This is a genomic window from Streptococcus sp. Marseille-Q7087 (genome assembly GCF_965111935.1).
In genome coordinates this window covers 742,107-767,068 of the sequence record NZ_CBCOPJ010000001.1, presented here as the reverse complement: position 1 = coordinate 767,068, position 24,962 = coordinate 742,107, and the positions used below count along the sequence as shown (strand labels likewise).

Below are 24,962 nucleotides of genomic sequence, written 5' to 3'. Positions count from 1 at the left end.
ATGATTTTATTCTACCTTTTTGATATAATACTATGGAATACATTCATAAGGAGAGAACCATGTCATTTGATGGATTTTTTTTACACCACATGGTTGAGGAATTGCGAGCTGAACTACTAAACGGTCGCATTCAAAAAATTAATCAACCTTTTGATCAAGAATTGGTCTTACAAATCCGTAGCAATCGCCAAAGTCATCGTCTGCTCCTTTCTGCTCATCCTGTTTTTGGACGCATCCAGTTGACAGAAACGACCTTTGAAAACCCTGCTCAACCTTCTACCTTTATCATGGTTTTAAGGAAATATTTACAGGGTGCTGTTATCGAGTCTATCGAGCAGATTGAAAACGACAGAATTGTTGAAATCACCGTTTCTAACAAGAATGAGATTGGGGACAATATTCAGGCCACACTTATTATTGAAATTATGGGAAAACATAGTAATATTCTCCTTGTCGATAAGAGTAATCACAAAATTCTTGAAGTTATTAAGCATATCGGTTTTTCTCAAAATAGTTACCGTACTCTCCTGCCCGGTGCTACTTATATAGCTCCTCCAAGTACAGAGGCTCGAAACCCCTTTACCATCAGGGATGAAAAACTCTTTGAAATTCTCCAAACACAGGAATTAACAGCGAGAAACATTCAAAGTCTGTTTCAAGGACTAGGTCGTGATACGGCGAATGAATTGGAAAATTTATTAGTTAATGATAAACTTTCTAATTTCCGTAACTTTTTTAAACAAGAAACTAAACCTTGCCTAACAGATAAGTCTTTTTCTTGTGTTCCTTTTTCGAATAAAATAGAGGAACATTTTTCTAGCCTATCACAACTTCTTGATGTTTTTTACAAAGACAAGGCTGAGCGTGACCGTGTGAAACAGCAGGCTAGTGAACTTATTCGACGAGTTGAAAATGAACTACAAAAAAATCGTCAAAAACTGAAAAAGCAAAAAAAAGAGTTGCAGGCTACCGAAAATGCGGAGGAATTCAGACAAAAAGGAGAATTGCTAACAACTTTCCTTCATCAGGTTCCAAATGATCAAGACCAAGTCGTCTTAGATAATTATTACACCAATCAGCCCATCACTATCGCTCTTGATAAGGCTTTAACACCCAATCAAAATGCTCAAAAATACTTCAAGCGTTATCAAAAGTTAAAAGAGGCTGTCAAATATTTGACAGAACTAATCGAAGAAACCAAGGCTACTATTCTATATCTGGAAAGTGTAGAAACGGTACTTAACCAGGCTGGACTAGATGAGATTGCTGAAATTCGTGAGGAATTAATCCAAACTGGATTCATCAGAAGACGTCAACGGGAGAAAATCCAGAAGCGGAAAAAACCTGAGAAGTATCTGGCTAGTGATGGTAAAACCATTATTCTCGTTGGACGAAACAATCTTCAAAACGAAGAGTTAACCTTTAAAATAGCACGAAAAGAGGAACTTTGGTTCCATGCTAAAGATATTCCTGGAAGCCACGTTGTCATATCAGGAAATCTGAATCCTTCTGACGAAGTCAAGACAGATGCTGCAGAACTTGCAGCCTACTATTCGAAAGGACGCCTCTCAAATCTCGTTCAAGTGGACATGATTGAGGTTAAAAAGCTTAATAAACCAACTGGCGGAAAACCAGGATTCGTGACTTATACTGGTCAAAAAACGCTTCGTGTCACACCTGATTCTGAGAAAATTCATTCCATGAAACTGTAAAATAAATTCTTATAGTCCAACTCTTACTACTTCATTTTTGTACAAAAATAGGAGGGAGCTCTATGCTACGGCATATTAAATCAACAATAACTATCATATTCGGAGCTGCTATCTTCGCCTTCGGACTCACATATTTTGTTGTTCCACATCATTTATTCGAAGGTGGAGCAACGGGGATAACCTTGATAACTTACTATCTTTTTAAAATCCCTATTTCGCTAATGAATATCTTGATTAATATCCCTCTCTTCCTACTAGCTTGGAAAATATTCGGAATAAGATCCCTCTACTCTAGTCTTCTTGGAACCCTCTCTGTATCTGTCTGGTTGGCTATCTTCGAGAAGATTCCTCTCCAGTTTAACCTTGAGGGAGATTTGGTTGTTGTAGCTTTAGTTGCTGGTGTCCTCCTAGGAGTTGGTCTCGGTGTTATTTTCAACGCAGGCGGGACAACGGGTGGGACTGATATTGTCGCGCGTATTCTTAACAAATACACCCATATTTCGATCGGAAAATTACTTTTTGGTCTTGATTTTCTAATTCTTATGCTGATTTTAATCATATTCCAAGACCTACGTCTCGTAACCTACACTCTTTTGTTTGACTTTATTATCTCAAGAGTCATTGACATAATTGGTGAGGGAGGTTATGCTGGAAAAGGTTTTATGATTATCACTCAAAAACCAATGGAGTTAGCAGATAAAATCAATGAAGAACTTGGCCGTGGTGTTACTTTCATCTCAGGGCAAGGCTATTATAGCCAAAAAGATTTAAAGATTATCTACTGTATCGTCGCAAGAAATGAAATTGTGAAGATGAAAGAAATGATTCACACGATTGACCCTATGGCCTTTATCACTATCACAGAAGCCCATGAAATTCTTGGAGAAGGATTCACTTACCCATCGCGAGATGAAATTTCATCATTTTAAATATAAAAAAGTAACTTCAAAATTGAAGTTACTTTTTTTGACTATTCATCAAATTATTTTTCAGCTGTAAGAGCAGCCATTGTGATGTAGTTGTATGGTTTGTTGAAGTGTGGCAAGAAGAATAGGTCAGTCAATGCCAATTTGTCAATTGTTACATGTTCTTGGATAGCAAGTGAGAACATGTGGATAGCCATTGAGATTGCAGAATCACGAGATACCATTTGCGCACCAAGGATTTCACGGCTGTCTTTATCAAAGACAATCTTAATAGCAACTTCATGGTTGTCATGTTTGATAAATTCTGGTTTTTGAAGATCGTTGAAGCCTGTTTCAACAGCATTGTATCCTGCTGCTTTTGCTTTTTCAAGAGTCAAACCAGTTGAAACCATGTGAAGACCATAGATAGAGATACCATTTGATCCTTGAACACCGATTCCTTCAAGCTCATGTCCACAAGCGTTATAAGCACCTACGATACCAGTACGTACCGCATTTGATGCAAGAGCGATGTAGCTAGTGTCTTTACGAGCGTTGTCATAAACAGTCGCACAGTCACCAACAGCGTATACACCTGGGATTGATGTTTCTTGTTTCTTGTCTACAAGGAAGGCACCATTACGGAAAAGTTCAATCTTACCATCAGCAAGAGCTGTGTTTGGACGGAAACCAACCGCAAGGACAACCATATCCACATCAAATGTTTCTTTGTCAGTTACCAAGCGTTCTACTTTACCGTCACCTTGGATAGCTTTAACAGTTTGACCAAGTGCCAAACGGATGTTGTGGTCTTCCAAGTTTTTCGCCATCATTTGAGTGAAGTCTTTGTCATAGTATCCGTTCAAAACAGTGTCCACGATATCAACAAGGACAACTTCTTTTCCAAGACGTTCGAAAGCTTCAGCAAGTTCAACACCGATGTAACCACCACCAACAACGGCGATACGCTCAAGGTGTTGGCTCTTGTCTTCAAGTTTGTTGATAACTTCTTCAGCGTTTTGGTACAATTTAACGAATTGTACATTTTCAAGAGTTGCTTTAAATTCGCGGTTACCCTTAACAATCTCTACACCTTCGATTGGTGGCAAGATTGGAGTTGAACCAGTAGCAAAAATCAATTTTTCGTATGATTCTTTGTGTTCTTTACCTTCTACTTCTGCAGTCACAACTTTATTATCATAGTCGATTGAAAGAACTGGTGAGTTCATGTAAACTTTAGCACCTTTTGCTTCCAATTTTTCTTTATCTGAGTAGAAGAGACCTTCTGGACCGTCGATTTGTTCACCAATCCAAAGTGCCATTCCGCATCCAAGGAATGAAATGTTTGAGTTTTGGTCAAAAACAACAATTTCGTTTTCGTTTCCAAAATTATCCAACATTGTGTTGATACATGCAGTTCCAGCGTGGTTAGCACCCACAACTACGATTTTACTCATAAGATAAATCCTACCTTTTATTTTTTATTTACCTTTCAAGTATATCATTATCTGTGAACGTTTACAAGATATTTGACCGGATTGATATTTTTTCATACATTTTCTTATTTTATATTAATTTATTTTCATTAATTCCCAATTCTTTTTATAATTCACAAACCTTATAAGCATATTTCTTGACTTTTTGTAAAAAATAATTTGTGAAAACGCTGACTTTATGATATTCTATATATATGGAAATGAAATATAAATCTTTAAATTGCTTTTAATTTTTGATTTAAGCTCTTTCCAATCAATTTGAAGGGGGTTGATTCTTTGCCTCTCAGTTCATCATCTGAGCGATTAATGGGAACTACGATTACTATTTCCTTAGTACATGAACATGCGGACGAACTTCTCCGTCAAGCTTTTAAATTGCTAAAGGAACTTGAATTTCGCTTTAATGCGAATAGTACTGCATCAGAATTGATGGAAGTTAACTATCAGGCAGGAATTGCCCCGGTTAAGGTTCACCCTGATTTGTTTGAGCTGATTTCTTTAGGTTTAGAACATAGTCTAGCGCCTGGTAGTCATCTCAATATCAGTATCGGTCCTTTGGTTCAAACCTGGCGTATTGGTTTTTCCGACGCAAAGGTTGCTAGTCCTGAAGAGATATCTTCTGTTCTACCATTGATAGACCCTCGTTATATCAAACTCGATCCAATACATTCCACAGTTTTCCTAGAAAAAAAAGGAATGAAAATCGACTTAGGATGTTTAGCGAAGGGCTATAGTGCAGATAAGGTTGCTGCTTTCCTGAGAGAAAAAGGTGTCACCTCTGCTCTTATCAATCTAGGAGGAAATATCCTGACCATTGGTAATAACCAAGCCAAAAATGGACAGCCTTGGCAAATCGGTATTCAAGATCCAAATCACCCACGTGGTAATCACCTGATGACCTTATCTATTACTGGAAAATCTGTTGTTACTTCTGGAATTTATGAACGGCATCTTGAAATCGATGGCAAGGATTATCATCACATTTTCGACAGTGATACAGGCTATCCTATTGAAACAGATCTAGCGAGTTTAACCATCATATCTGATCGCTCAGTCGACGGTGAGATATGGACGACTCGTTTGTTCGGAGAACGGAGTGCTTCAATCATGTGGCAAATCGAGAACATTGATGGTATCGAAGCCATCCTCATTGACAAAGATGGACGAATTGCTTGTTCATCTGGTATCCAACGATAAATAATTAATAATGCAAAAAGAGAAAGGAAAGCTCATGCTAAAACTAATTGCTATTGTAGGAACTAACTCAAAACGTTCCACAAACCGCCAACTGCTTCAATATATGCAAAAACACTTTGCAGATAAAGCTGAAATCGAATTGGTAGAAATTAAAGACCTACCTGTATTTAACAAACCAGCCGACAAACAAATTCCAGCCGAAGCTAGTGAAATTGTTGCTAAAATTGAAGCTGCTGATGGTGTTATTATCGGTACTCCTGAGTATGACCACTCAATCCCAGCTGTTCTTATGAGCGCTCTTGCTTGGATTTCCTATGGAGTATTCCCACTTTTGAACAAACCTGTTATGATTACAGGTGCTTCATACGGTACACTTGGTTCTTCACGTGCTCAATTGCAACTTCGTCAGATTCTAAATGCTCCTGAAATCAAAGCAAATGTTCTCCCAGATGAATTCTTGCTTTCTCATTCTCTTCAAGCATTTGATCAGAATGGTGACTTGGTGGATCTTGATGTCATCAAGAAATTGGATGCCATCTTTGATGACTTCCGTATCTTTGTTAAAGTTACTGAAAAATTGCGTAACGCACAAGAACTTCTTCGCAAGGATGCTGAAGACTTTGATTGGGAAAAATTGTAAGATAGGAGATCGAAAGAATGAAATTTGTTGGACTTGTTGGATCAAACTACGATCAATCATATAACCGCAAACTCTTGGAATTCATCCGCCGTCAGTTTAAAATTAAATTTGAACTAGAAGTTTTGGAAATCGATGAAGTTCCAATGTTTAACCAAGATGAAAAATGGGATGAAAGCTTCCAATTACGAGTGTTGTACAATAAAATTACTCGTGCAGATGGTGTCATTATCGCAACTCCTGAACACAACCACACTATTTCTGCTTCACTTAAATCTGTTCTTGAATGGCTTTCATTTGAAGTTCATCCATTTGAAAACAAACCAGTTATGATTGTGGGTGCTTCATATTATGACCAAGGTACTTCACGTGCTCAAGTTCACCTTCGTAAAATTCTTGATGCACCAGGTGTAAATGCCTACACATTGCCAGGTAATGAATTCCTCCTTGGAAAAGCTAAAGAAGCTTTTGACGCAAATGGAAACATTATTAACGAAGGAACAGTTAAATTCCTTGAAACTTGCTTAGATAACTTTGTCAAATACGTAGGAGTCGTTTCTAAATTGAAAAAACCAAAACCAATTGAACCAGAAGACTTGGATTGTGGCAAACCAATCGCTACAACTATTACAGAAGTTGATCCAGACGATCCAAACTGGGTAGAAAAAGTTGCAGAAATCACAGGTGCTGTTTCAGGTGATACATATGTTAAACTTGACCATGGTATCTTGACAGTTAACCAAATTGATATGTTCTTGAAAGCTATGCCTTTTGAATTGACATATGCTGATGATAACAACCAATTCCTCTACTACAACAACGCTCACCAAGATCCTGACACAATGTTTGCGAAACGTGTACCATCTCAATCTGGTAGCCGTATGTCAACAGTTCACGGATCACTTCCACCAGCACGTATGAAAAACGTTGAATGGGTTATCGGAACACTTCGTAATGGTAACCAAGAATATGTACGTACAATCGTTCCTGGTTCACCTGCAGGTGTTATCAACACTCACAACTACCAAGCAATGTACTATCCAGATGGATCATATGCTGGTATTAATGAAATCGTCTTTAACTTCCAACCATGGCTTGACTGGTACTTAAAAGAAACTGGTCAACGTTTGGTAGGAGGTAGCGGACCATTTGCTCCTGCTGGAGGGCATGGTGATACAGATGCTACTTCTGGTGCATCTGACGCTGGAGGACATGGTGACGGTGGCCACGGAGCTGCTGATGCTACTTCTGGTGCAAGTAACTAAAAACCAATCTAAAGGGACCATTTTGGGTTCCTTTTTTCAATACAAAAAGCTCGGTTAGCTTATACTAACCGAGGTTTTATTTACTTTATGAATTTGGGTCATCAAGACTGCGACCATGCAAACCCTTTTCGCGTTGTACTTGACGAAGTTTTTCAGGTGTCACGTCGTTTCCTTCCTCATCCACGATTTTAATTCCTTCAACGTGGTGACGAACCGCACGACGATAACCTTCGATATATTCTTCACGAAGTTTGGCTTGTTCTACTTTCTCTTCTGCAGTCAAACCTTCTGTTTTTTTCTTTTTAGCAAGCTCATTAATACGAGCGATTTTTTCTGGTGTCATATTTGAACCTCCAATCTACTTTTTAATTTCTATTTTGTATTAAGAAGATTAAAAGCAGCGACAGTTTTTGCTTTATTCACAAGTTCAGTTAGAATAGCTAGGCGATTATTCTTAACATCAACATCCTCTGCCATAACCATTGTATTGTCAAAGAATGCATCAATGACAGGACTAAGAGCAAATAATTGCGTTAATTTATCACTAGCTGAACCTTTCAATTCTAGATTTTCTACTGCTTGAGCTAGTTCTTTTTCCTGTTCATTTTCAAAGAGACTAGTATCAACTTTGACTGAACCTTCTGCTTTTTCCGCTAGGTTAAAGGCACGAGATAAGGATTCAACAGCTGGTTTGTAGTCACTATTTAGAGATGCTTCTTTCAGTGCTTCTGCTGCTTCAATCATATCTGCAACAACAAAGTTTGAGCTTGCTAGAACAGCTTCCTTAATATCTTTTGCAGTAGACCCCATCATCTTATCAACACGAGCTTTGATGAAGTTAAGCACTTCTTCTTGATTATCGTAAGTTAGGCTATCAAATGATAAAGCATAAAGGCTAGCAATCAATTCGTCCATTGGAATATTCCAGCCAAAGTCTTCCAAGATACGGACAATCCCTTGTGTTGCTCGACGAAGAGCATAAGGGTCATTTGAACCAGATGGAATCAAACCAACAGAGAAGAAGGACAAGAGAGTATCTAATTTATCAGCTAGTGCAAGGATTGCTCCAACTTTAGACTCAGGAAGAGCACCATCTGCAGAATCTGGAAGGTAGTGTTCACGGATAGCTTGTGCTACTGCCGGATTTTCACCAGCAAGAAGAGCATACTTCTCACCCATGATTCCTTGAAGTTCATCAAACTCACCAACCATACCAGTCAAAAGATCAAACTTATAAATAGCTGCAGCACGAGCAAGATCAACAGTTTTATCAACTGATAAACCTGCTTTCTCTGCTAATAGAATAGCAATTTCCCCGGTACGGATCATGTGTTCACGTAATGAACCAATCTTTTCATGGAAGGTTACATGAGATAATTTAGCTACAAGATCTTCAATCTTCAATTTTTGGTCTTCACGCCAGAAGAATTCTCCATCTTCTAAACGAGCCACCAAGACTTTCTCATTTCCTCGAACAACATTTTCTAAGTGCTCAGCATTCCCATTACGAACTGAGATGAAGTTTGGTTTAAGATTCCCTTCAAGGTCACGGACTACAAAGTAGCGTTGATGAGTTTCCATTGAAGTAACCAAAACTTCTTCTGGAACTTCTAGGTATTTAGGGTCAAAATTACCAATAAAAGCAGTTGGATATTCAACCAGATTCAAAACTTCATTTAAAAGTCCCTCATCAACCTGAACTTGAACACCTTGTTCTACTTCAATAGCCTTGATTTGTTCACGAATCATATTTTCGCGTTCAATGCTATCAGCAATGACATAAACTTTACGCAAATCTTCTTCGTAACTATCAGCATGACGAATTTCCACTTCATGTCCAAGGAAACGATGTCCACGGCTAACTCTTCCTGAATGAATATCTAAGAAATCCATATCGAGTGCCACATCATCCAAAAGAACTGTCAACGTATGGACCGGACGAATGTATTCAAAGGTATTATTTGCCCAGTGCATACTTACTGGGAAGCTAAGGCTAGCCAATACTTCTGGAATTCCTGTCAACACTTCCTCAGCAGGTTTTCCAGCTTCATGCTTGGTCACATAGACATATTCTTCACCTTTAATTTCACGGAATTCAATATCATCCACTGTCAAGTCTTTTCCACGGACGAATCCTTGAGCAGCTTTAGAAAAGTTCCCATCTGCATCCAAGGCGATTTTCTTAGAAGGTCCTTTGAAATCTTCAGTCAAATCTGTTTGTTGGTCTGCTAAACCAAGTACTCGAACAGCTAAGCGACGTGGAGTTGAGAAGGTTTGAATGCCTTCGTATGAAAGGCGATTTTCATCCAAGAAAGCTGCCATTTTTTCACCCAGTTGTTTTTCACTTGGTGTGACAACGTAGGCTGGCAACTCTTCAAGTCCAAGTTCTACTAATAAGTTTTTTGTCATGTTTTTTCTCCGAAAATATCTTTTTTCCAGTTTGCCTTATGTGATTGGCACGCAAGCAACCGACTTCGTCGTTTCATTGCTAAAATTGGAGCCTAAGGTCTCCAATTTTGCCTGGTATCGTTAGTTTCTCTAACGATACCTTTATCACTGCGGCAACTGGTTCTGTAGGATTGCTCTATCAGCCAATCCCATCTAATACGCTCTCTTTATTCTTCCTCTTCTGCTAGGAGTTTGGCGCGTGTAGCTTCGTCGAGAAGTGGGTAACCGAGTTTCTTGCGTTCTGCGACGAAGGTTTTGGCTACGAAACGAGCCAAGTTACGGATGCGGGCAATATAACCAGCACGTTCTGTAACAGAAACAGCACCACGTGCGTCTAGCAAGTTGAAAGTGTGTGAACATTTCAAAACGTAGTCATAGGCAGGGTGAACTAGGCCCAATTCCAAAGCACGTCCGGCTTCTTTTTCAAATTTCTCAAAGTTTTCAAGCAACATATCTTGATCTGAAACTTCAAAGCTGTATTTTGAATGCTCGTATTCTGGTTGAAGGAAGATTTCTCCGTATTTTACGCCTGGAGCCCACTCAATATCATAAACAGAATCTACTTCTTGGATGTAAGAAGCTAAACGCTCTAAACCATAAGTAACTTCAGCTGTGACAGGACCAGTTGCCAAGCCACCGACTTGTTGGAAATAAGTGAACTGAGTGATTTCCATACCGTCCAACCATACTTCCCAACCAAGACCAGCTGATCCAGTTGATGGATTTTCCCAGTTATCTTCAACGAAGCGGATATCGTGTTCCAATGGATTGATCCCCAATTTTTCCAATGACTCGAGATAGAGCTCCTGAATATTTGATGGTGATGGTTTCATAACCACTTGGAATTGGTGGTGTTGGTAAAGACGGTTTGGATTTTCCCCGTAACGACCATCTGCTGGACGACGTGATGGCTCTACATAAGCTGCATTCCATGGCTCAGGACCAATAGCACGAAGGAAAGTGTAAGGACTCATAGTTCCTGCACCCTTTTCGTTGTCATAAGCCTGCATGAGCATACAACCCTGGTCATTCCAGTATTGTTGCAAAGTCAAGATAATCTCTTGAAAGGTTAGTTTTTTGGACATGTTTTACTCCTTTTTTTAATTCTTGTGACTTTGGATACAAAAAGAACCGAGTCTTTGCTCCTAAGTCTGCGACCTAGGGGCGTCAAAAACGCGGTTCCACCCTAATTTATTACTTCATTATTTTTTTTAAAATACCAAAAGCGCCACACTTATCTCTTAACCACCTGACTCCCACTACCACAGGCTCGCTTAGGATCTACTGATAAGATATTCTTTCTTGCCATCTATTATAACAGAAAGGAATTAAAAAGTAAATTTTTTACATAAGAAATCTCTACTAAATGATTAGCAATTAGATTTTAATAAACCTTTAGCTCCATTTAAACAAAAAGAAAAACCGCTACTCCTAAGAATAGCGGTTTAATCATGTTTTTAAGCTACAAATGTAGTCGCTCTATTATTTAAGAGTAACTGAAGCTCCAGCTTCTTCCAATTTAGCTTTAAGTTCTTCAGCTTCAGCAGCTGCAACGCCTTCTTTGATGACACCTGGTGCACCATCAACAAGTTCTTTAGCTTCTTTAAGACCAAGACCAGTGATTTCACGTACAACTTTGATAACGCCGACTTTCTTGTCGCCTGCAGATGTCAATTCAACGTCGAATGAATCTTTAGCAGCACCAGCGTCAGCAGCACCAGCTGCAGCAACAGCTACAGGAGCAGCTGCAGTTACACCAAATTCTTCTTCGATAGCTTTTACAAGGTCGTTCAATTCAAGGATTGAAGCTTCTTTAATTTCAGCAATAATGTTTTCAATGTTCAATGCCATTGTTATTTCCTCCAAATAAGTTTATATTTTATTTTTTATATTTTTTGTAGCTAGGCTACGCTGCGTAGCTTAAGATTAAGCTGCGTCTTCTTTGTTGTCTGCAACCGCTTTGACTGCAAGAGCAACGTTGCGCACTGGCGCTTGAAGTACAGAAAGGAGCATAGAAAGAAGTCCTTCGCGGTTTGGAAGAGTTGCAAGAGCAATAATCTCTTCTTTAGATGCGACAGCGCCTTCGATTGCACCACCTTTGATTTCAAGTGCTTCAGCGTTTTTAGCAAAGTCGTTCAAGATTTTCGCTGGTGCGATAACATCTTCATTAGAAAATGCTACTGCAGATGGTCCAACAAAAACAGATGCAAGATCTTCAAGACCAGCTTTTTCAGCTGCACGACGTAAGATTGAGTTTTTAATAACTTTATACTCAACTTCGCTTCCACGAAGCTCACGACGAAGAACTGTATCTTGTTCAACTGTCAAACCACGAGCGTCTACAACGACGATTGATGCAGCAGCTTTCATTTTCTCAGCCACTACGTCAACTAGTTCCGCTTTCTTAGCAATAATTGCTTCACTCATTAGTGTGTTCACCTCCGTAATTATTTTGCTTGGGGAATTTTTCCAAAAGAAAAACGCGCCCAAACCTAGACACGAAAGTACAATACGCTTCTTTTTACATGATACGTTTTGTCCTCGGTAGGATATTTATGAGTCGAGCTCCCCTACTGTCTTAGGCAGTTTTTTCAAACCGTTTATAAGTATATCATATCTGTCATTTCAAAGCAAGCACTTTTATTAAAAAAATTTAATTTTTTAAAAGGAAACATATAGACTATTCACTTCATTATAATGTATACTGTCTCGATGTTTCTTATATTCCACTACAAGTCATTGATAAAGAGTATTTATATTTTATCGTGAATAGAAAGTATCGGTACTAATGTAGAATAGATCAAGAGTGCGTGAACACTTAACATTAATAGATAAAAGATAAAGGGAGTTTGTTCCATGATTAGAAGTTCTTGGTTACTTTTTTGACTGTCTAGGAATAGCGTTAAGGACAAGAAAAGTAAAATGATTCCGTAAATGATGCTAATATGAAAAAGAATTTCACCTATAACTGCAAAATAGAGGAAACCGAATATGGGAATCGAGAAAAGGAATAGTCCTAAGGATCCAAATGCAATTCTAATTAAAGATATAATCAAAAAACTATAGGCTGTAAATGTTGTGAATTTTGATACTTGGATTCCTGTTTTTTTCTGCTTAGATATAAAATGAATGACAAAAATTGGATAAAGAATATCTATCATCTTGCCTCTCTACTCTTTCTAGGATACTTTACTTTATTTTAACTATTTTTCCTTCAAAATTCAATTTCTCTCTTGACGGGGAAAAATATTTAGTGTACTATACAACTGTATATACACATAAAAAGGAGTTATTATGAATACACAAAAGAAAACCCAATTCATGACTTTAACTGCATTGCTAACCGCTATCGCTATTTTGATTCCTTTGGTGATGCCCATCAAAATTGTCATCCCCCCTGCTTCTTATACTTTAGGAAGTCACGTGGCCATCTTCATTGCTATGTTTCTCTCGCCATGGATGGCTATTTTTGTCATTGTTGCTTCTAGTATTGGATTCTTACTAGCCGGTTATCCGATTGTTATCGTACTTCGAGCTTTTTCTCATATCTTCTTTGGTACCCTGGGAGCTTTCTACCTTCAAAAACATCCTCAAACCTTAGACAATAAGAAATCTTCCTTGATTTTTAACTTTGTACTTGGTTTAGTACACGCTATTGCCGAAGTCTTTGCTTGTATTATCTTCTATGCTAGTACAGGAACAGACCTAAAAAATATGTTCTATGTTCTCTTTGTATTAGTTGGTTTTGGAACTATTATTCATAGTATGATAGACTATTACTTGGCACTGGCTGTGTATAAAGCCTTAAAAAAACGCCGTTAAGAAAGTAAAACATGACTAAAGACCGCAAAGAAGCGCTTATTCAACTCTTAAAAGAAGCTCAAAAGCCAATGAACGGCCAAAGTTTAGCAGAATATTTTCACGTGACTCGACAGATCATTGTCCAGGATATCGCTGTGCTTCGTGCAGACGGTGCTCCTATCCTATCAACCAATCGTGGGTATATCTATAAAGAAAATAAAGCCAATCCTTTTGTTCATAAACTCTTTAAGGTTAAACACAAAGAGGAAGATATGGAGCAAGAACTACTTGCTATCGTTGATAACGGCGGTCGGGTGCAAAACATTCTTATCGACCATCCTGTCTACGGTGAAATCGAAACCCTTCTTAAGTTGAGTTGTAGACGAGATGTAGAACACTTTTTAAACCAAGCTGAATCTTCAGATTTTCGCCCCCTATCAGAATTAACAGATGGAATACACTACCATTTGGTTGAGGCTGAAAGCAAACAAGACCTCCTCTATATCGAGAAGGCCTTGGATCAGCTAGGTTATTTAGTCAAAGATTAGAATATTTCCTTTTCCCATCCGTCTTCTGTACGGTGACGATAAAAAAATTCAGACTTGTCTGGAGATTCCATCATCTCCATCAAAGGTAACATATCATAGGCCAGTTCCAAATTTGGAATCTGGTCTTTTTGTACCCAGGACACTTCTCCTTCTTCAGAGGACTGGAGAGTACCCGTAAATTCAGTCGCCTTGTAACAAAAGACAATGTAGCGCTCACCTGTATCTAGTGGCCAATTTTTAATGCCGACCAGTTGAGGATTTTGGATTGTCAGACCTGTTTCCTCGTATATTTCACGAATAACAGATTCAGCAAAAGCCTCTCCATTTTCAACATGGCCTCCTGGAAAGGCATAGCCAGACCAATGGTTGCTTTCGGGTGAACGATACTGCATAACCACGCGCTGCTTTTCTAGATCTTCAATCATACAAATATTGGTAAGAATGGTTAATTGTGCTCGGGACATAGGACTCACTTTCTAATCTTTAATTCTCTATCATATATTTAATTTTAGACTTCATAATCAAGGGATTAATCCAGTCGTGATATTCTCGAATATCATCCAGAAAAGATCCTCTATTAATCCTTATCTCCTTGTCTTTAGTATTAACTTGATAGTCTATACTGACAGGAATCGATGAGTCTGGAATGAAAGATAGGAAAAAGAATATCATCAACCAGATTAAAAGTGCAAAAAAACCACTGAGAGCTTGAAAAATCAAATGATGCCATTGAAAGATTCTAGATTTATAGAAGATAGTCCATGGATGGATAAATAGGGTTAAGCAGAGACCAAAGAACCAGATATTCCACAAAACTGGGGTAAAAGCTAAACCAAATAAACCTAGGACAAAATGAATTAGGGCAAATACCAAGAACAATAGGTAAAGAATCCTAAATATATTTAGATGTTTTCTCATGATTAACTCCTTTTCTTTTCAATATATTTCATAAATAAAATCATTAAAGCAGATACGGTAAAAAAGACCATATAGGTTACTATAGGGAACCAAATATAGCGGTGGTCAACGGATAAGAGGGAGGGTAAAACGTGGTGGTGAGTCGGTGTTCCAATTCCCATTGTCAAGTGAATTATAAAACCGAAACTATTGACATAAAGAAACGGTTCCAGATAATCTTTAAAATTTTTCTTAGTAGAACAAATTTCTCTCAGATAGTAAGCATAGAATCTAGCAAATATCAAAAGTATATTACAGTAGAGCGGAAACATGTAGTTCATATGATTATAAGGACTTGGTATAAGGATAATTACTTGAAAAACAATACCTATTAGTCCAGTTATTGATAATAAAACTATAAAATCCACTAAAAAGGCCAATAGCTTGTGAGATTCTAACCACAGATTGAACTTCTCTACCCTGGATAATTTCTTTTTCCTTTTTAATTTTCTTTTATGATTTTTCATTTGAGTTGATTTTCCCCATTTTCTTCTTCTCTCTTTTTATTATCAATATGCTGCGAAATTAATATGATCAAGCTTGCACTAAGAATATAAGATTCATATAAAGTGGAAAGACACAATTGAGGTTTTGATATGGTTTTGGAACAAGAGTTGTCCCAAGTAACAAATAGATTATCCCAAAAGCTGATAATAAAAATATACTACTATCTAATAGAAAAGCTATTTTTGAATGCAGTAGAAACCACAATTTTACTTTATCTAGCCAGCTTATTTTTTGATTTGGCTTATAGTGTTTTTTTGATGTTTTCTGTGTACTGTCATTCTTACTTATCGTTTCTTAATCTTTCGTGTTAATAACTGTTCAAAGATATTTATATTATAATCTCATTTTTGAGATACAATCTGATAAGTTTAATTTTATCAGCTAAAACCTACCAGTTCTGTTTTTTTCGTAACTTATAAGTTTATGATTCTGAATTTTTAAAGAGACACTGCTTCCTGAACGATAACCTTTAGCACCATAGTAGTAAGAGACAGTATAAATGGCACCTGGCAACTCTGCACTATCAATCCCATTTGAAATAAATTCTGTCAGTCCACCTTCACTATCAAAATAATCTTTTTCACCCTCTTCTAAAACCGTGTCTTTGTATCTAATACTTCCTTTAATAATTCCTTTTTCTAGAAATTCATCAATAGGAATATCATATAACCCCTGAAAAGCTTTCCCATCTTTACGATTCTTTTCTATAAGAGCGTAATATTCTTCTATATTTTTGACACTCTCATCGACACTCCAGTAACTATTTACGAATTCCAAATTGGGATTTTCATATTGCTTGAAAAAACTCTCTACCTTTTCTTTGTTAGACACACTGTATGGATGTTGATTGAGTAATTGATCAGCTATCCCAGAGAATTCTCGTAACATCGTTTTAGTAGTTCCATCGTAAGCTAGTTCTTCACTCGTCCGCTTAGATCTTCCTGGAGATTTAGGAAAATAAATTAGACTGTCACTTACAGTGATTTTCCTACCATTAACCTCTTCAGTGTAATCATATTCAATTTCATAATCTTCAGAAGGCCATCTATGTCTAGAAAACTTCGTAACCTTCACATCACCTTTAAAACCATATAAATTCAGTGTTCTGCTTGCTGCCACTTCAATATCTTTTTGATTTGGTCCAGAAAAAGTATTATGAAAAATAACTACTAAAATGACTATAAAACTTATAAAACAGGCTGAGAGGATAATCGCGATAAAACTGAAATTCAACACTAATGCTTTTTTCATTACTAAATTCTCCTAGTTAAACATATTTAAAATTCATTTCTCCTAATCCAACGCCTTGACTTCCAGCATCATATCACGGATTTGCGCCGCCAACTCGAAGTCAAGCACTTCGACGGCTTCTTGCATTTGTTTTTCCAGTTTCTTGACCAATTCTTTACGTTCTTGTTTATTAAGGCTATTGATATCGACTTCTTTATCCTCTTCCTTAGCCACAGCTTTTGTGACAGAAATCAGGTCACGAATTTCCTTCTTGATGGTTTGGGGAACAATACCATGCTCTTCATTATAGGCCATTTGAATCTTACGACGACGAGCCGTTTCATTGATGGCTTTTTGCATAGATTGAGTCATAGTATCAGCATACATAATGACATGCCCTTCACTATTACGGGCTGCACGACCAATAGTTTGGATCAGACCACGTTCATTACGGAGGAAACCTTCCTTGTCAGCATCGAGAATAGCAACTAAACTTACTTCAGGTACGTCAATCCCTTCACGAAGGAGGTTAATCCCGACTAAGACATCAAAGACACCTAATCGTAAATCTCGGATAATCTCTGTCCGCTCTAAAGTCTTGATATCCGAGTGCATGTATTTGACTTTGATCCCCATTTCCTTGAAGTAATCGGTCAAGTCTTCTGCCATTTTCTTGGTCAAAGTTGTAATAAAGGTACGCTCGTTCTTTTCAACACGAGCATTAATTTCACCAAGCAAGTCATCAATCTGTCCCATCGTTGGGCGCACTTCCACTTCTGGATCCAAAAGACCTGTTGGACGAATGATTTGCTCAATCACGGTGTCCGTTTGTTCCATCTCATAATCTCCAGGTGTCGCTGATACATAGACAATCTGGTGAACATGACTTTCAAACTCTTCCCGACGAAGAGGACGGTTGTCTAGGGCAGAAGGTAAACGGAAACCATAATTCACCAACATTTCCTTACGAGAACGGTCTCCATTATACATCCCTTTAATTTGCCCCATGGTCATATGACTCTCATCTATCATAATCAAAAAATCATCAGGGAAGAAGTCAAGAAGCGTGTAAGGAGGCTCTCCTTCGCTTCGTCCATCCATGTGACGGGAGTAGTTTTCGACACCATTGGTATAACCCATCTCACGTAGCATCTCGATATCGTACTCTGTCCGTTGTTTCAAGCGTTGCGCTTCGAGGAGTTTGCCTTCTTTTTCAAAGATAGCTAACTGCTCCTCCAATTCAGCCTGAATCTTAGCAATTGCTACCTCCATGTGGTCGTCATTGGTCACAAAGTGAGTGGCTGGGAAAATCGCCAAATGATCCACTTCGCCCAGAACTTGACCAGTTAGAGCTTCGACTTCACGGATGCGATCGATCTCATCGCCGAAAAACTCTACCCGAAAGGCATGCTCATCCCGAGAGGCTGGGAAAATCTCCACCACATCCCCACGCACACGGAATCTTCCCCGCTGGAAATCAATGTCATTACGCTCGAACTGAATGTCAACTAAATCATTGAGCAGTTTATCACGAGAAATCTCAAGACCTGGACGCAAACTTACTACGCTATCTGCATATTCCTTCGGAGAACCTAAACCATAGATACAAGAAACAGATGCCACAACGATCACATCATTACGTTCTAATAGGGCTGAGGTTGCCGAGTGACGAAGCTTATCAATCTCGTCATTGACCGAGCTATCTTTTTCGATATAGGTATCGCTCGACGGCACATAAGCTTCTGGCTGGTAGTAATCATAGTAAGAAACGAAATACTCAACCGCATTTTCAGGGAAAAATTCTTTGAACTCCCCATAGAGCTGGCCTGCCAGTGTCTTATTGTGGGCAATGACCAGGGTTGGCTTATTAACTTGCGCAATCACTTGACTCATGGTATAGGTTTTCCCTGTACCAGTCGCTCCCATCAGGATTTGCGCCTTCTCACCACCCTCGATGTTATCCACTAACTGCTCAATGGCCTGCGGTTGATCCCCAGAGGGTTGGTATTTGGATACGAGTTTAAATTTGTTATTTACTTTTCTATCTATCATGACCGTTCCTTTCGTTTATATAGTCATTCATTTCTTGGTCTGAGAAAACCTCTCCTCTATCCACGGCAATTCGTATGATTTGGTTCTTCTCAACATACTTACGCTTCTTTGGCAACTGAAAACCAAGCTTTTTATCGTATGTGATAGCCGTCACACTATCTTTGAATAGAATCATCAGAACCCGATATCTTTTTTTATCATCCAATTCAAATTGGGGGTATAAAAAGTATTCAATCCGCTTCAAAAAATAAAGAAAGGATGATGAATGCTTGATATTGGCTATTGGACTTGACCAATCTTTCATGACAAGGTCGATATCAGATAAGGGAATTTCAAAGGTTTTTCGGCCAAAAAGTTTCCCATAATAGGTGAAGGTCTGCTCATCTACTTCTATCAATTTTTTTGTTTTTCTAAAATTCATAATTCCATCTACCGCTGAAATACCGGTATATAGTGGAAGCAGAAGAAAGAAAAGGAAAAAGAGTTTACCAAAATAATTCTCATACCAAAAATCATTTAAAAGGTAAGGAATAATCAAGCACAATGAACTGAGAGAATAAAACAGACCCCATGCAATTTGAACCTTCAGCAGGCCTCTGTCAAACTTAACAATCATCTTTTTTTCCTTTCTAAGTACTCCTTCTATTTTACCATAAAAAGAAGATACTTTCTGATTCTCTTTCTTCTACCGCTCTTCTATTCATGTTATATTTTCTTACATTAAAGTATAAAAAATTTGCCGGATTCAATTTTTTCTGCTATAATTTGAAAATACCCTGAAAGGAGACATCACATGAAGAAAAAAATCCTAGCATGTTTGCTTATTTTATTTCCTATTTTTTCATTAGGACTAGTAAAAGCTGATACTGAGAAAACCAAGTATGTCATTGCCAGTGACTCGTCATTTGCACCATTTGTTTTCCAGGACTCAAGCAACCAATACACTGGTATCGATATGGATCTAATCAAGGCTATCGCTGAAGACCAAGGCTTTGAGGTAGAGATTACCAATCCTGGTTTTGATGCAGCTATTAATGCAGTTCAATCTGGACAAGCAGACGGTATCATTGCGGGTATGTCAGTTACAGATGCTCGTAAGGAAACTTTTGATTTCTCTGATTCTTACTATACTGCAAATACTATTCTTGGTGTTAAAGAATCAAGTACTATTTCTTCTTACAAAGATTTGAACGGTAAGACTGTAGGTGTGAAAAATGGTACTGCTTCACAAACATTCTTAAACGAGAATCAAAGCAAATACGGTTACAAAATCAAGACCTTTTCAGATGCTGCATCTATGTATGATAGCTTAAACACTGGTTCAATTGATGCCGTTATGGATGACGAACCTGTTATTAAATATTCTATCAGTCAAGGACAAAAGTTAAAAACACCAATCGCAGGTACTCCAATTGGCGAAACTGCCTTTGCAGTTAAAAAAGGAAGCAATCCAGAATTGCTAGAGAAGTTCAATAAAGGACTTGCAAATCTTAAAGCAAATGGAGAATTCCAAAAGATTCTTGATAAGTATCTAGCCAGCGACTCTACTACAACAACTTCAACTGCTGATGAAACAACTATTTGGGGATTGTTAAAAAACAACTACAAACAACTCCTTAGCGGCCTTGGAATTACTCTTGCCTTAGCCCTTGTTTCATTTGCAATTGCTATTTTCATCGGAATTATCTTTGGTATGTTTAGCGTCAGCCCATATAAATCACTTCGTTTGATTTCAGAGATTTTTGTTGACGTGATCCGTGGTATTCCATTGATGATTCTTGCAGCATTTATTTTCTGGGGTATTCCTAACTTTATCGAATCCCTTACAGGTCAACAAAGCCCAATCAACGACTTTGTCGCAGGTACAATCGCCCTCTCTCTAAACTCAGCAGCCTACATCGCTGAGATTGTTCGTGGTGGTATTAAGGCAGTTCCTGTTGGGCAAATGGAAGCTAGTCGAAGTCTTGGTATTTCATATGGAAAAACCATGCGTAAGATTGTCTTGCCTCAAGCAACCAAACTCATGCTTCCAAACTTCGTTAACCAATTTGTTATCGCATTGAAAGATACAACGATCGTATCTGCGATCGGTCTTGTAGAACTCTTCCAGACTGGTAAGATTATCATTGCTCGTAACTACCAAAGTTTCAAAATGTATGCAATTCTCGCAGTCTTCTATCTTGTGATTATCACTCTTCTTACTAGACTTGCAAAACGCTTAGAAAAGAGGATTCAATAATGGCTAAATTAAAAATCGATGTCGATAATTTACATAAACAATATGGTAAAAACAAAGTCCTTAAAGGAATCTCAGCAAAATTCTATGAAGGAGATGTTGTTTGTATCATCGGTCCTTCTGGGTCAGGTAAGTCAACTTTCTTGCGTAGCTTGAATCTCCTCGAAGAGGGGACAAAAGGTCATATCACAGTTAATGGTTATGATTTGACTGACAAAGCAACCAACGTGGACCATGTTCGTGAAAATGTAGGAATGGTATTCCAGCACTTTAATCTCTTTCCACATATGACTGTCTTGGAAAATATCACTTTCGCTCCTATCGAGCATAAGTTGTTAACCAAGGCTGAAGCTGAAAAATTAGGCATGGAGCTTCTTGAAAAGGTTGGACTTGCTGACAAGGCAAATGCTAATCCTGATAGTTTGTCTGGTGGACAAAAACAACGTGTGGCTATTGCTCGAGGTTTAGCAATGAACCCTGATATCATGCTCTTTGATGAGCCAACTTCTGCCCTTGACCCTGAAATGGTTGGCGACGTTCTTAACGTTATGAAGGAATTGGCAGAGCAAGGCATGACCATGATCATCGTAACTCACGAGATGGGATTTGCTCGTAAGGTTGCCAATCGTGTTATCTTTACTGCAGACGGTGAATTTCTAGAAGATGGAACCCCTGACCAAATCTTTGATAACCCACAACACCCTCGTCTAAAAGAATTTTTGGACAAGGTCCTCAACGCTTAAAAAAACTGCAAGGTTTCCCTTGCAGTTTTTTTCTCACTTGTATTGGAATTTTGGATTTTTTAGAAAATTATGATAAAATAAAGGGTATGAAAATGGGGTTTTCCCATGCCTAGCTGGACTAGGAAACAAAATAGAAATTAGGTAGCTAGATGTCATCTAAAGTTATTGTAACAATTTTCGGTGCTAGTGGAGATTTGGCTAAACGCAAGCTCTACCCTTCACTTTTTAGACTTTACAAATCAGGTAATCTATCTGATCATTTTGCTGTTATTGGAACTGCTCGTAGACCATGGAGTAAAGAGTACTTCGAATCTGTTGTTGTCGAATCTATCTTAGACTTGGCAGATAGCGCAGAAGAGGCTCAAGCATTTGCTAGTCATTTTTACTACCAAAGTCACGATGTTAATGACACTGAGCACTATATTGAATTACGTAAGCTTCAGGCTGAGTTAAATGAAAAGTATCAAACTGAACACAACAAGCTCTTTTTCCTCTCTATGGCACCTCAATTTTTTGGTACCATTGCTAAACACCTCAAATCTGAGCAAATCGTTGACGGTAAAGGCTTTGAACGTTTGATTGTTGAGAAGCCTTTTGGTACAGATTATGAGACTGCAAGCAAACTAAACGAAGAACTCCTTGCTACTTTTAACGAAGACCAAATCTATCGTATCGACCACTATCTCGGTAAAGAAATGATTCAAAGTATTTTTGCCATCCGCTTTGCCAATATGATTTTTGAAAATGTTTGGAATCGTGAGCACATTGATAACGTTCAGATAACCTTTGCAGAGCGTCTAGGTGTTGAGGAACGTGGTGGCTACTATGATGAGTCTGGTGCCCTTCGTGATATGGTTCAAAACCATACTCTACAACTTCTATCACTCCTAGCTATGGATAAGCCCGCAAGCTTTACCAAGGATGACATTCGTGCGGAGAAAATCAAGGTCTTCAAGAACCTTTACCAACCTACAGACGAGGAACTCAAAGAACAATTCATCCGTGGCCAATATCGTTCTGGTAAAGTCGATGGCATGAAATATATTTCTTACCGTAGCGAACCAAATGTCAACCCTGAATCTATGACAGAAACATTTGCTTCAGGTGCATTCTTTGTAGATACTGATCGCTTCCGTGGTGTACCTTTCTTCTTCCGTACAGGTAAACGCCTAACAGAAAAAGGAACACACGTGAACATTGTCTTCAAGCAAATGGATTCTATTTTCGGAGAACCACTAGCACCGAATGTGCTTACCATCTACATCCAGCCAACTGAAGGATTCTCTCTCAGTCTTAACGGTAAAAAGGTAGGGGAAGAGTTTAGCCTTGCGCCGAATTCTCTTGACTATCGAACAGATGCGACTGCTACAGGTGCTTCACCAGACCCATATGAAAAACTGATCTATGATGTTTTAAACAATAATTCAACCAACTTTAGCCACTGGGATGAAGTGAGCGCATCATGGAAATTGATTGACCGTATTGAGAAACTTTGGGCAGAAAATGGTGCTCCACTCCATGACTACAAGGCTGGTAGCATGGGACCTCAAGCTAGCTTTGATTTACTAGAAAAATATGGAGCCAAATGGATTTGGCAACCTGATACAAAGCTCTAACCAAAGAAGCGACGTCCTCCATTACGTCTACGACAAAATCGGACAGATTGAAAAAACGTTTGAGTAAGTCCATATCTGTTGGAGGATGTTCATCTGCCAATTCACCAAAACGATTATCTTAAGAGGGTATTATGAAAAAGTTATTAGTATGGGGATATGCTCTGCAAAGTATGGATAAAGCAGGAAAAATGGGGTTGCCACGAGTAAGTAGTGGAGTCCTAGGGATATCAGAGGAATTTAACCCTAAAAAAACGCATCCTGATTTTGACTTTCCATGGAGTTGGTTCGTAAAGGGGCAAGAAATTCCTCCGATGCCTGAAAAGGTTTATGTCTGCTTAAAGAAAGTAAGAGATGTTACTTTTGATTTTCTTCCATATAATGATTTCTTTATCATGTCAGCGCGCTTTTTGGAATTTATAAAAAAATATGGGTTTGATCATGATTTTGGTATGAGCAAGGCAATTATTGTCAATACAAAAGGTGAGCTATTGACGAATGAAGTCTATTATTTGGTAAGAATAGTTAGCTGGGAAATTGAGGATGAAATTGTTTATCCAGATTTAGGAAGAGATGAAAAAGGTTTTTCGCTGGAGGCATATACTAATTCAGATAAGGATATTTTGCTGTCTACCAAGTATAAGTATATGGATGCATTTATGGTGTCAGAAAATTTAAAAGAAATAATATTGGAAATGTTCTCCTTACCTTTTCTTTATACTTTGAAGGAATGGAAGGAGCAAAATTATTATGAATTTATTGGATTTGATGAATTATAGCAAAAAGGAAATTTAAATGTCAAAATTACTTTTTACTTCTTCTAAAACACCACATAGTATTGGTTATATTGGAGGAGGAGCTGAACATATTCCGTTAGAATTATGGCCTAAAGTTCCAAATTCTGATGCCTATCAAACGCATCTATTTACTCTTTATTCTGACTTTTTACCTGAAAATGTATTCCCTCGTAGAAATTATTATATCTCTGTTTTTATTTCTATAGAGGAGCATGTACTGGGAGGAGTAAAAGACTCTATTTCATCTAAATATACTGTTAATTGTCAGGATGATTTGATTTTACTAAATGATGGTTTTAGTTGCGCTATCCTTTATGAAAGGGAACAAGCTATCAACAATCAAGATTTAGGAAATATTTCTTTGGAAAGAAAATTTTTTGAAAGGCTTGATGAAGTTGATAAAGAAGCTGATGCAAAATACAATGAAGATGAACATTTATTCTTTGAAGATAAAGGGATGGGCTTGGATGTATCCAAAATTTTTGGTAATCCTTATTTTGAACAAGATATAATATATCCTTCTCCTAAGTTTAGTTTTTGCTTGCAATTATTAGAAGAAGATATAAATAAAAAGTTACATATTTTTCAGAATGGTATTGGTTATTTTTATTATGACCAAAATATTAAGAAAAAACTTCTATCTGGAAGTCAAGCAGGTATTTTCTTTATTCAAAATACTTAATAATTAATATGAAACCTTCAGTTTCAACTTAGCAAGCCGTAGCCTGCAAAACCTCAAATCCCGACGTGGGGTGTGAGCGGTACGCACGCACGCGGTTTTTTTTGGTTTATTAGACGGCCTCTGTAATGAAATAAAT

General features: G+C 37.9%; 23 protein-coding genes and 1 other annotated feature. Of the genes, 12 read left to right on the top strand and 11 right to left on the bottom strand.

Translation table 11 applies throughout. The annotated features are described in order from the left end of the window. Nucleotides 1-59 precede the first annotated feature (59 nt). Both ACWPVF_RS03990 and ACWPVF_RS03985 read left to right on the top strand, forming a co-directional pair. Complete coding sequence (locus tag ACWPVF_RS03990; protein WP_414307820.1) at nt 60-1,712, top strand: Rqc2 family fibronectin-binding protein; 1,653 nt, start codon at nt 60-62, stop codon at nt 1,710-1,712. Nucleotides 1,713-1,774: 62 nt separating this feature from the next. Beyond that, nucleotides 1,775-2,641: a YitT family protein gene (locus tag ACWPVF_RS03985; protein ID WP_414307821.1), complete on the top strand. Its 867-nt coding sequence runs from the start codon at nt 1,775-1,777 to the stop codon at nt 2,639-2,641. 53 nt (nt 2,642-2,694) lie between these two features. On the opposite strand, the gene nox is transcribed toward ACWPVF_RS03985, so the two are convergent. Next, complete coding sequence (gene nox, locus ACWPVF_RS03980) at nt 2,695-4,074, bottom strand: H2O-forming NADH oxidase (protein WP_414307822.1); 1,380 nt, start codon at nt 4,072-4,074, stop codon at nt 2,695-2,697. Nucleotides 4,075-4,389: 315 nt separating this feature from the next. Between nox and ACWPVF_RS03975 the strand changes: the two genes are divergently transcribed. From ACWPVF_RS03975 to ACWPVF_RS03965, 3 genes are read left to right on the top strand one after another with little or no spacing between them, the layout of a single operon-like run. Then, on the top strand, nt 4,390-5,310 hold the full coding sequence (locus ACWPVF_RS03975) for an FAD:protein FMN transferase (protein ID WP_414307823.1): 921 nt from the start codon (nt 4,390-4,392) through the stop codon (nt 5,308-5,310). 34 nt (nt 5,311-5,344) lie between these two features. Continuing rightward, on the top strand, nt 5,345-5,950 hold the full coding sequence (locus ACWPVF_RS03970) for an NADPH-dependent FMN reductase (RefSeq protein WP_045615826.1): 606 nt from the start codon (nt 5,345-5,347) through the stop codon (nt 5,948-5,950). Nucleotides 5,951-5,967: 17 nt separating this feature from the next. Next, complete coding sequence (locus ACWPVF_RS03965; protein ID WP_045615823.1) at nt 5,968-7,212, top strand: NAD(P)H-dependent oxidoreductase; 1,245 nt, start codon at nt 5,968-5,970, stop codon at nt 7,210-7,212. 85 nt (nt 7,213-7,297) lie between these two features. Here ACWPVF_RS03965 and ACWPVF_RS03960 read toward each other — a convergent pair whose 3' ends face one another. The 5 genes from ACWPVF_RS03960 to rplJ all read right to left on the bottom strand — a co-directional run bounded on the left by ACWPVF_RS03960 (nt 7,298) and on the right by rplJ (nt 12,087). Further along, a complete protein-coding gene (locus ACWPVF_RS03960; RefSeq protein WP_016465955.1) occupies nt 7,298-7,555 on the bottom strand; it encodes a DUF896 family protein in 258 nt (85 codons plus the stop codon). Nucleotides 7,556-7,584: 29 nt separating this feature from the next. Then, a complete protein-coding gene (glyS, locus tag ACWPVF_RS03955) occupies nt 7,585-9,621 on the bottom strand; it encodes a glycine--tRNA ligase subunit beta (RefSeq protein WP_454384839.1) in 2,037 nt (678 codons plus the stop codon). A 206-nt stretch (nt 9,622-9,827) separates the two neighbouring features. Then, nucleotides 9,828-10,745: a glycine--tRNA ligase subunit alpha gene (glyQ, locus tag ACWPVF_RS03950; protein ID WP_414307825.1), complete on the bottom strand. Its 918-nt coding sequence runs from the start codon at nt 10,743-10,745 to the stop codon at nt 9,828-9,830. A 397-nt stretch (nt 10,746-11,142) separates the two neighbouring features. After that, nucleotides 11,143-11,511 carry a 50S ribosomal protein L7/L12 gene (gene rplL, locus ACWPVF_RS03945; RefSeq protein ID WP_048716072.1) on the bottom strand — a complete coding sequence of 123 codons (369 nt, stop codon included), beginning with the start codon at nt 11,509-11,511 and terminating at the stop codon, nt 11,143-11,145. 75 nt (nt 11,512-11,586) lie between these two features. Then, nucleotides 11,587-12,087: a 50S ribosomal protein L10 gene (rplJ, locus tag ACWPVF_RS03940; protein ID WP_001287271.1), complete on the bottom strand. Its 501-nt coding sequence runs from the start codon at nt 12,085-12,087 to the stop codon at nt 11,587-11,589. Nucleotides 12,088-12,125: 38 nt separating this feature from the next. Beyond that, nucleotides 12,126-12,261, bottom strand: a sequence feature (ribosomal protein L10 leader region). Nucleotides 12,262-12,954: 693 nt separating this feature from the next. On the opposite strand from rplJ, the gene ACWPVF_RS03935 reads away from it, so the two are divergent. Next, nucleotides 12,955-13,482, top strand: coding sequence for an ECF transporter S component (locus ACWPVF_RS03935; RefSeq protein WP_454384836.1), 528 nt, complete (start codon nt 12,955-12,957; stop codon nt 13,480-13,482). Nucleotides 13,483-13,493: 11 nt separating this feature from the next. Continuing rightward, the gene (locus tag ACWPVF_RS03930; protein WP_414307827.1) at nt 13,494-14,009 is read left to right on the top strand and encodes a transcription repressor NadR; all 516 of its coding nucleotides are present in this window, start codon (nt 13,494-13,496) and stop codon (nt 14,007-14,009) included. On the opposite strand, the gene ACWPVF_RS03925 is transcribed toward ACWPVF_RS03930, so the two are convergent. From ACWPVF_RS03925 to ACWPVF_RS03905, 5 genes are all read right to left on the bottom strand, one after another. After that, nucleotides 14,006-14,473: an 8-oxo-dGTP diphosphatase gene (locus ACWPVF_RS03925; RefSeq protein WP_070889441.1), complete on the bottom strand. Its 468-nt coding sequence runs from the start codon at nt 14,471-14,473 to the stop codon at nt 14,006-14,008. The two genes, ACWPVF_RS03930 and ACWPVF_RS03925, sit on opposite strands and share 4 nt — an antisense overlap. A gap of 19 nt (nt 14,474-14,492) precedes the next feature. Next, a complete protein-coding gene (locus ACWPVF_RS03920) occupies nt 14,493-14,927 on the bottom strand; it encodes a hypothetical protein (protein ID WP_414307828.1) in 435 nt (144 codons plus the stop codon). 927 nt (nt 14,928-15,854) lie between these two features. Next, on the bottom strand, nt 15,855-16,724 hold the full coding sequence (locus ACWPVF_RS03915) for a hypothetical protein (RefSeq protein WP_414307829.1): 870 nt from the start codon (nt 16,722-16,724) through the stop codon (nt 15,855-15,857). Between the two features lie 42 nt (nt 16,725-16,766). After that, complete coding sequence (gene uvrB / locus ACWPVF_RS03910) at nt 16,767-18,755, bottom strand: excinuclease ABC subunit UvrB (protein ID WP_414307830.1); 1,989 nt, start codon at nt 18,753-18,755, stop codon at nt 16,767-16,769. Further along, a complete protein-coding gene (locus tag ACWPVF_RS03905; RefSeq protein WP_454384833.1) occupies nt 18,745-19,371 on the bottom strand; it encodes a hypothetical protein in 627 nt (208 codons plus the stop codon). The genes uvrB and ACWPVF_RS03905 overlap by 11 nt, the downstream gene beginning before the upstream one ends. A gap of 177 nt (nt 19,372-19,548) precedes the next feature. On the opposite strand from ACWPVF_RS03905, the gene ACWPVF_RS03900 reads away from it, so the two are divergent. From ACWPVF_RS03900 to ACWPVF_RS03880, 5 genes are all read left to right on the top strand, one after another. Beyond that, a complete protein-coding gene (locus ACWPVF_RS03900) occupies nt 19,549-20,994 on the top strand; it encodes an amino acid ABC transporter substrate-binding protein/permease (RefSeq protein WP_454384831.1) in 1,446 nt (481 codons plus the stop codon). Continuing rightward, nucleotides 20,994-21,734: an amino acid ABC transporter ATP-binding protein gene (locus ACWPVF_RS03895; RefSeq protein ID WP_454384829.1), complete on the top strand. Its 741-nt coding sequence runs from the start codon at nt 20,994-20,996 to the stop codon at nt 21,732-21,734. The genes ACWPVF_RS03900 and ACWPVF_RS03895 overlap by 1 nt, the downstream gene beginning before the upstream one ends. Nucleotides 21,735-21,883: 149 nt before the next feature. Continuing rightward, entirely contained in the window at nt 21,884-23,350 is a 1,467-nt protein-coding gene (gene zwf / locus ACWPVF_RS03890) for a glucose-6-phosphate dehydrogenase (RefSeq protein ID WP_414307833.1), read from the top strand. A gap of 131 nt (nt 23,351-23,481) precedes the next feature. Further along, nucleotides 23,482-24,126, top strand: coding sequence for an Imm43 family immunity protein (locus ACWPVF_RS03885; protein WP_454384826.1), 645 nt, complete (start codon nt 23,482-23,484; stop codon nt 24,124-24,126). Between the two features lie 16 nt (nt 24,127-24,142). Continuing rightward, complete coding sequence (locus tag ACWPVF_RS03880; protein ID WP_140814184.1) at nt 24,143-24,826, top strand: hypothetical protein; 684 nt, start codon at nt 24,143-24,145, stop codon at nt 24,824-24,826. Nucleotides 24,827-24,962 lie beyond the last annotated feature (136 nt).

Coding starts and splice junctions, on each gene's coding strand:
- ACWPVF_RS03990 (WP_414307820.1), top strand. CDS start 60: ATGTCATTTGATGGATTTTTTTTACACCACATGGTTGAGGAATTGCGA.
- ACWPVF_RS03985 (WP_414307821.1), top strand. CDS start 1,775: ATGCTACGGCATATTAAATCAACAATAACTATCATATTCGGAGCTGCT.
- nox (WP_414307822.1), bottom strand. CDS start 4,074: ATGAGTAAAATCGTAGTTGTGGGTGCTAACCACGCTGGAACTGCATGT.
- ACWPVF_RS03970 (WP_045615826.1), top strand. CDS start 5,345: ATGCTAAAACTAATTGCTATTGTAGGAACTAACTCAAAACGTTCCACA.
- ACWPVF_RS03965 (WP_045615823.1), top strand. CDS start 5,968: ATGAAATTTGTTGGACTTGTTGGATCAAACTACGATCAATCATATAAC.
- ACWPVF_RS03960 (WP_016465955.1), bottom strand. CDS start 7,555: ATGACACCAGAAAAAATCGCTCGTATTAATGAGCTTGCTAAAAAGAAA.
- glyS (WP_454384839.1), bottom strand. CDS start 9,621: ATGACAAAAAACTTATTAGTAGAACTTGGACTTGAAGAGTTGCCAGCC.
- glyQ (WP_414307825.1), bottom strand. CDS start 10,745: ATGTCCAAAAAACTAACCTTTCAAGAGATTATCTTGACTTTGCAACAA.
- rplL (WP_048716072.1), bottom strand. CDS start 11,511: ATGGCATTGAACATTGAAAACATTATTGCTGAAATTAAAGAAGCTTCA.
- rplJ (WP_001287271.1), bottom strand. CDS start 12,087: ATGAGTGAAGCAATTATTGCTAAGAAAGCGGAACTAGTTGACGTAGTG.
- ACWPVF_RS03935 (WP_454384836.1), top strand. CDS start 12,955: ATGAATACACAAAAGAAAACCCAATTCATGACTTTAACTGCATTGCTA.
- ACWPVF_RS03930 (WP_414307827.1), top strand. CDS start 13,494: ATGACTAAAGACCGCAAAGAAGCGCTTATTCAACTCTTAAAAGAAGCT.
- ACWPVF_RS03925 (WP_070889441.1), bottom strand. CDS start 14,473: ATGTCCCGAGCACAATTAACCATTCTTACCAATATTTGTATGATTGAA.
- ACWPVF_RS03920 (WP_414307828.1), bottom strand. CDS start 14,927: ATGAGAAAACATCTAAATATATTTAGGATTCTTTACCTATTGTTCTTG.
- ACWPVF_RS03915 (WP_414307829.1), bottom strand. CDS start 16,724: ATGAAAAAAGCATTAGTGTTGAATTTCAGTTTTATCGCGATTATCCTC.
- uvrB (WP_414307830.1), bottom strand. CDS start 18,755: ATGATAGATAGAAAAGTAAATAACAAATTTAAACTCGTATCCAAATAC.
- ACWPVF_RS03905 (WP_454384833.1), bottom strand. CDS start 19,371: ATGATTGTTAAGTTTGACAGAGGCCTGCTGAAGGTTCAAATTGCATGG.
- ACWPVF_RS03900 (WP_454384831.1), top strand. CDS start 19,549: ATGAAGAAAAAAATCCTAGCATGTTTGCTTATTTTATTTCCTATTTTT.
- ACWPVF_RS03895 (WP_454384829.1), top strand. CDS start 20,994: ATGGCTAAATTAAAAATCGATGTCGATAATTTACATAAACAATATGGT.
- zwf (WP_414307833.1), top strand. CDS start 21,884: ATGTCATCTAAAGTTATTGTAACAATTTTCGGTGCTAGTGGAGATTTG.
- ACWPVF_RS03885 (WP_454384826.1), top strand. CDS start 23,482: ATGAAAAAGTTATTAGTATGGGGATATGCTCTGCAAAGTATGGATAAA.
- ACWPVF_RS03880 (WP_140814184.1), top strand. CDS start 24,143: ATGTCAAAATTACTTTTTACTTCTTCTAAAACACCACATAGTATTGGT.